At 68.9% G+C, this 5,217-nt stretch carries 5 protein-coding genes; all 5 read left to right on the forward strand.

What is annotated here, in order from left to right:
- The first annotated feature begins 423 nt into the window (after positions 1-423).
- Positions 424-2,004: a rhodanese-like domain-containing protein gene (locus tag RR928_RS09880; protein WP_332682360.1), complete on the forward strand. Its 1,581-nt coding sequence runs from the start codon at positions 424-426 to the stop codon at positions 2,002-2,004.
- A gap of 124 nt (positions 2,005-2,128) precedes the next feature.
- Positions 2,129-2,980, forward strand: a complete 852-nt coding sequence (locus RR928_RS09885; protein ID WP_332682362.1) for a transporter substrate-binding domain-containing protein — start codon at positions 2,129-2,131, stop codon at positions 2,978-2,980.
- Between the two features lie 8 nt (positions 2,981-2,988).
- The gene (locus RR928_RS09890; RefSeq protein ID WP_332535702.1) at positions 2,989-3,738 is read left to right on the forward strand and encodes an amino acid ABC transporter permease; all 750 of its coding nucleotides are present in this window, start codon (positions 2,989-2,991) and stop codon (positions 3,736-3,738) included.
- Complete coding sequence (locus tag RR928_RS09895) at positions 3,728-4,528, forward strand: amino acid ABC transporter permease (protein ID WP_332535703.1); 801 nt, start codon at positions 3,728-3,730, stop codon at positions 4,526-4,528. The genes RR928_RS09890 and RR928_RS09895 overlap by 11 nt, the downstream gene beginning before the upstream one ends.
- Positions 4,515-5,217, forward strand: a 703-nt coding sequence (locus tag RR928_RS09900) for an amino acid ABC transporter ATP-binding protein (protein WP_332682364.1), incomplete at its 3' end; no start/stop codon positions are given. The genes RR928_RS09895 and RR928_RS09900, both read left to right, overlap by 14 nt.

Consider the following 5,217-nt stretch of genomic DNA (forward strand, 5'->3'; position numbering starts at 1 on the left):
GCTGGAGGACAGGCCGTTCACCCTTCGACGGGCTCAGGGCGAACGGTTAGCGCGCCCCCGTTCGTGGTGAGCTTGCCTGCGCGGCCCGGTCGAACCATGAACGCCCTGCACTCAAACCAGAGGACAGGCCGTTCACCCTTCGACGGGCTCAGGGCGAACGGTTAGCGCGCCCCCGTTCGTGGTGAGCTTGCCTGCGCGGCCCGGTCGAACCATGAACGCCCTGCACTCAAACCAGAGGACAGGCCGTTCACCCTTCGACGGGCTCAGGGCGAACGGATAGCGCCCCGCTACCAGTCCCCAAAGAAGATTTCCTGCATTGCATATGCACATTCCTTCCTTGGCCCGGGCCGTGCGCGCGCGTAGATTCAGGCGGACCACAGGGTCCTCCTTCCATCTTTGCCGCGCGCACGCGCCTTCTCGCCCATGCCCTCCCCCTTCTTTTCCCTGGTTCCCGCCACCACGCTGCGTGCCTGGCTCAACGATGGCGCGGAAATCGCGCTGCTCGATGTGCGCGAAGCCGGCCAGTTCGGCGAGGGCCACCCGTTCTTCGCGATTCCCGCGGCCTACAGCCAGCTGGAAAACGAGGTGCCGCGCCTGGTGCCGCGGCGCGACACGCGCATCGTGCTGCTCGATGCCGGCGACGGCGTCGCCGAGCGCGCCGCGCACCGCCTTGCGGCGCTGAAGTACACCCACCTGCATGTGCTCGAAGGCGGCGCGCCGGCCTGGGCGGCCGCGGGCTATGTGCTGTTCCAGGGCGTGAACCTGCCGTCCAAGACCTTTGGCGAACTCGTGGAGCATGCGTTCGACACGCCGCGGCTTTCGGCGCAGGAGCTGCAGCGCCGCCAGCAGGCCGGCGAGCCGCTGGTGCTGCTGGACGGCCGCACGCTGGGCGAGCACCGCAAGATGACGATTCCCGGCGCCACGCCCCTGCCCAACGGCGAACTCGCGCTGCGCTGGCATGCGCTCGCGCCCGATCCGCATACGCCCATCGTCGTGCATTGCGCGGGCCGCACGCGCAGCATCATTGGCGCGCAGATCCTGCGCAGCCTGGGCATTCCCAACCCGGTGATCGCGCTGGAGAACGGCACCCAGGGCTGGGCGCTGGCCGGTCTGCAGCTCGAGCACGGCAGCGCGCGCCGCGATCCCAGCGCCGGTGACGTGCGCCCGCAGGACCAGGCCGCGGCCGCGGCGCTGGCCGAAGAACTCGGCGTGCCGCAGCTCAGCGCCGCCCAGGCCCAGGCCTGGATAGACGAGCGCACGCGCACCACCTATGTGCTTGACGTGCGCAGCGCCGAGGAGTTTGCCGCGGGCACGCTGGCAGGCGCGCGCCACGCGCCCGGCGGCCAGCTGCTGCAGGCCACCGACCAGAGCATTGGCGTGCGCCACAGCCGCGTGCTGCTGCTCGATGACGAAGCCATTCGCGCGCCGGTGATTGCCAGCTGGCTCTGGCGCCTGGGCTATGAAACTGCCACGGTCGAAGGCGGCATACGCGCGCCGCTGCGCCTGCCGGCCCAGGCCGACGCAGCGCCGACGACGGCGCCGCTGGCAAGGCAGGATCTGGCGGCCTGGCACGCGCAGCATGCGCCGCTGCTGGTCGATCTGCAGGCTTCGCTGGCCTATCGCCAAAAGCATGCCGCCGGCGCGCTCTGGTCGCTGCGCCCGCGCCTGGCCGCGCAGGTGCAGGCCGCGGCCCGCGCCGATCAGCCGGTGCTGCTGCTCGCGCCCGACGCCGCGACCGCCGCCCTGGCGCTGACCGAACTGCCAGGCCGCAGGCTGCAATGGGCGCTGGCCGCCGACTGGGAAGCTGCGGGCCTGGCGCTGGAAAGCACGCCCCACAGCCCGGCCGACAGCGAGGCCATTGACTATCTGTTTTTCGTGCACGACCGCCACGACGGCAACCTCGACGCCGCGCGCCGCTACCTGTCCTGGGAAACCGGGCTGATTGCCCAGTGCGCGCCCGATGAACTCGCCGGCTTCCGGCTGCCCGCGGCGGCAGCTGCCTGAGGCCGGCGCGCCGGCCAACGCCTTAACGCGCTGCGCGCATATCGTTCATCGATAAGCTTTGTTGTCGCCATGGCGGGGCTGTCAGAAGATAAGTGCCTATCCGCACTCCTCTGTTCTGCCCACCATGCGCCCACTCCCTGCTTCTTCCCGCTCCATTGCCCGCTCGCTGACCGGCGTGGCCGCGGCCCTCACCCTGCTGGCCGGCACGGCCCATGCCGATGCCACGCTCGACAAGATCAAGCAGCGCGGCAAGGTCACCATCGGCGTGCTGGCCAACGGCGGCCCGTTTGGCTCCATAGACCCCGCGACCCAGCAGCTCGTGGGCTGGAACCCCGAGCTCGCGCGCGCCCTGGCCAAGGGCCTGGGCGTGGAAGCCGAGCTGGTGCAGGTGCAGACCGCGACGCGCACGCAGTTCCTGCAGGCGGGCAAGGTCGATCTGCTGATTGCCTCGATGGAGCTCAACCCCGACCGCGCCGAGATCCTGGGCTATGCGCCCACGCCGTTCTTCCGCGTCGGCGGCACGGCCGCGGTGCGCAAGGACAGCGGCATCACCCAATGGTCCGATCTGCGCGGCAAGGCGGTGTGCGTATCGCAGGGCAGCAGCTTCGCCAAGCCGCTGACCACCGAGTACGGCGCCCAGGTGCAGGGCTACAAGAGCTCGTCGGATTCGCTGCTGGCGCTGCGCGGCGGCAATTGCGTCGCGGCCGTGCATGACAGCACGCTGATCCATCCGCTGGTGCGCGGCAATCCCGAATGGGCGCAGTACGCCGCGCCCATCACCACGGAAATCCTGCCCGCGCCGTCGGTGGTCTGGACGCGCAAGGGCGAGGCCGACACCATTGCCGCGGTCGACAAGGTGGTGCAGGAATGGCACCGCAGCGGCTGGCTGATCGCCACCGAGAAGCGCCTGGGCATCTCGCCGGCCAACCCGTACCTGGTCGAGCTGCAGGCCAGGTTCAAGACCGCCGCGCGCTGAAGGCTGCCATGAGCGACAGCCTGTTGGTCCAGGGCGTGCAGGCGTTCAAGGCGCTGGGACTGAACTATTCCTTCGTGCTGGACGACATGGAGCGCCAGGCCTTCGTGCGCGGCCTGGGCGTGTCGCTGCAGCTGTGCCTGCTGACCATTCCCGGCAGCCTGGCCGTGGGCGTGCTGCTGGCCGCGGCGCTGACCTCGGGCCGCGCCTGGCTGGCCCAGCCCGCGCGCGCCTTTGTCGAAGTCACGCGCAACACGCCCACGCTGGTGCAGCTGTACTGCGCCTTCCTGGTGCTCAACATGCTGATCACCCAGCAGCTGCGCGACTGGGGCGCGGGCCCGAATCCGCTCACGCCGTTCATCTGGGTGGTGATCGTGGTCTCGCTGCACAAGGGCGTGTTCCATGCCGAGGCGCTGCGCGCGGGCATAGAAAGCGTGCCCCAGACCACGCTGGAAGCCGCGCGTTCGCTGGGCTTTTCGCGCCGCCAGCTGCTGGCGCGCGTGCAGCTGCCGCTGGCGCTGCGCTTTGCGCTGCCGTCGCTGATCAACAACCTGATCGATCTGGTGAAGATGACGGCCGTGGCCTCGGCGATTGCCGTCGGCGACGTGACCTATCAATCCATCATGATCTGGACGCAGCGCGACAACGTGCTCGAGCTGCTGCTGCTGATACTGCTGTGGTTCGGCCTGCTGACCTGGCTGCTGAGCCTGGCGGGCCGCTGGCTGGAACAACGACTGAGGATGCCTGGCTATGGCCAATGACGCCACCCTGCCCCTGCCGCCGTGGCGCGGCCATGCGCTGCGCAATCCCTGGCTGATTGCCGGCCTGGCGCTGCTTGCGCTGCTGGCGTTCTGGAGCGCCACGGGCACGACGCCGGTGGCCGTCGCTCTGCTGTGGAAATGGCTGCCCTCGCTGCTGCGCGGCCTGCTGGTCAACATCGAGATCAGCGTGCTGGCGGTGGCGCTGGGCACGGTGGTCGGCCTGGTGATAGGCGCGCTGCTGCTGTCGCCCTCGGCCGTCGTGCGCCGCATGGCGCGCCTCTATGTGCAGGCGTTTCGCAATGCGCCGGTGCTGGTGCTGATCTATTTCACGACCTATGTGTTTCCCTTTGAAGTGCATGTCGTGCAGTGGAGCTTTCCCTTTCCCGACTGGGTCAAGGTGGTGCTGGGCCTGGCGCTGCCGACCAGCGCCAACGTTGCCGAGATCTTTCGCGGCGCGATCCAGTCGATTCCCAGCGCCCAGTGGGAGGCCGCGCAGTCGCTGGCCTTCAAGCGCAGCGAGATCTTCCGCCTGATCGTCCTGCCCCAGTGCCTGCGGCGCATGCTGCCGCCGTGGATGAACCTCTACGCCAGCATCACCATGAGCACTTCGCTGGCCTCGCTGGTGGGCGTGCACGACGTCGTCGACATGGCGCAGATCGCCAGCAACACCGTGGTGCGCACCGACTTCACCATCCTTGTCTATTTCACGCTGCTGGCGCTGTTCTTCGCCTACTGCTATCCGATTGCCCGCGCCACCCGCGCCCTGGAGCGACGCCATGAACGCCACTGATTCCTTTTTCTCCACGCCCGCGGCCGACGCGCTCGAGGCGCCGCTGGTGCAGCTCGAGAACGTGCACCTGTCCTTTGGCGACAACCAGGTGCTCAAGGGCATCAACGTCGAAGTGCGGCGCGGCCAGGCGGTGTCCATCATCGGGCCCTCGGGCTCGGGCAAGTCGACCATCCTGCGCTGCATCACGGGACTGCTGCGGCCGCAAGCCGGGCGTATCACCGTGGGCGATACGCGCGTCGACGCGCTGCGCACCGAGGCCGAGCTGATCGCCCTGCGCAAGCGCGTGGGCTTCGTGTTCCAGCAGTACAACCTGTTTCCGCACCTCACGGTGCTGCAGAACCTGGTGATCGCGCCCACGCGCGTGGTCGGGCGCAGCCGCGCCGTCGCCGAGCGCGACGCGCGCGCACTGCTCGAGAAGGTGCGCCTGGCGCACAAGGCCGACGCCTATCCCGGCGAACTGTCGGGCGGCCAGCAGCAGCGCGTGGCGATTGCGCGCGCGCTGGCCATGCAGCCCGAGCTGATCCTGTTTGACGAAGTCACTTCGGCGCTGGATCCCGAGACCGTGGGCGAGGTGCTCACGGTGATTCGCGACCTGGTCAAGGAAGGCATGACCTGCGTGCTGGTCACGCATGAAATGCGCTTTGCCGAGGAGATCAGCGACCAGGTCTATTTCACCGAAGCCGGCAGCA

Source organism: Comamonas sp. (genome assembly GCF_036666375.1).
Taxonomy (GTDB): domain Bacteria; phylum Pseudomonadota; class Gammaproteobacteria; order Burkholderiales; family Burkholderiaceae_C; genus Comamonas.